General features: G+C 51.1%; 2 protein-coding genes. One reads left to right on the top strand and one right to left on the bottom strand.

The features are described from left to right. Positions 1-647, bottom strand: a 647-nt coding sequence (locus tag IQ260_RS30670; protein WP_193996815.1) for a glycosyltransferase family 2 protein, incomplete at its 3' end; no start/stop codon positions are given. Between the two features lie 135 nt (positions 648-782). Here IQ260_RS30670 and IQ260_RS30665 point away from each other — a divergent pair. Further along, the coding region (locus tag IQ260_RS30665) for a dynamin family protein (protein WP_193996814.1) at positions 783-1,257 on the top strand (475 nt) is incomplete at its 3' end.

Raw genomic sequence — 1,257 nt, 5'->3', positions numbered from 1 at the left:
GTTCCGGCTTTGATACTGCCAGAAACCGTGCCTGAAATCTTGGATTGGCCCCCCTGGCGAGGCAAGTAATTGACCGGTAACTCCCAGATACGCAGACCGCATTCTATGGCTCGTACCTGCATTTCAACGGTCCAGCCAAAGTTGCGATCGCACATGCCAATCTGATCCAGTGCCGTTTTGCGAATCAGCCGCAGCGGTCCCAAATCCTCAAACCGATAGCCCCAGCCCCAAGCCATCAATGTGCCCGACAGCCCATTGCCAAAGTTCTGGACTGGGCTGAGCTGCTGACGTCCCGTTGACGTGCCCCGACGATTTCCCAAAATCAGATCGTGGGTCTCCCGCTGCGCAAAAAAATCCGGTAGCTGACTTAGATCATCGCTGCCATCCGCATCACAGAATAAAATCCACTCAATCTTTTCTGGCATGGTCTGTAAGCCTCGCCAACAGGCTTGTCCGTAACCTTGAAAGGGTTCCTGTACCACTTCTGCCCCAGCCTGGATAGCGATTTCAGCTGTTCCATCCTGACTACCGTTGTCCACCACCTGAATGTGGGTTAACCCCTGATTTCTTAAATTTGTCACCACAGCCTCAATCGTGGCTGCTTCATTGAGCGCTGGGATAATGACTAACGTATTCTCTAAATTCATGGAATGCCACGCGATGATGCCAGCTCCCATTAAAGAGGGGGTGGCTGAAATTCTGCTGAGCTGACCCGGTATCTGTCTACCGGTATCTGTTGACCGATATCTGTACACTGAGATAGCGATATGCAGGCATGAGATATGAGCAAGGCAGCAGAATCCTCGGCAACCACAACTATTATTGACCCACAGCTTCAAACCTATCGCACTGCCCTTGCTCAGCTACTGCAGCGGATGCAGGACTTAGCCAGGGATATCAATAATCCCGATTTAGCTGAAACTACGGACAGCCTGCGGCGCAGCATTGATGAACCTTTTTTGTTTGTAGTAGTCGGTGAGGTCAAGGCGGGTAAAAGCAGCTTTGTCAATGCCCTGCTAGATGCAGAAGTGTGTGCCACGGACATTGCCCCCTGCACCGATTCGATCCAACAGATCGTCTATGCAGCGCAAGACACGGTGCAGCAAATAGAACCCCATTTACGCAAGATTGGCCGTCCTATTGATATTCTGCAGGATATTTCCATTGTGGATACCCCAGGGACCAATTCTTTGGTAGCTGGGCACCAGGTGATTACAGAACGCTATATCCCCAATAGCGACCTCACCTTTTTTGTTC

This window comes from Leptolyngbya cf. ectocarpi LEGE 11479 (assembly GCF_015207065.1).
GTDB classification, from domain to species: Bacteria; Cyanobacteriota; Cyanobacteriia; order Phormidesmidales; family Phormidesmidaceae; genus Leptothoe; species Leptothoe ectocarpi.
The sequence above is the reverse complement of the archived record's forward strand: the minus strand, read 5'-3'. Positions and strand labels throughout refer to the sequence as shown.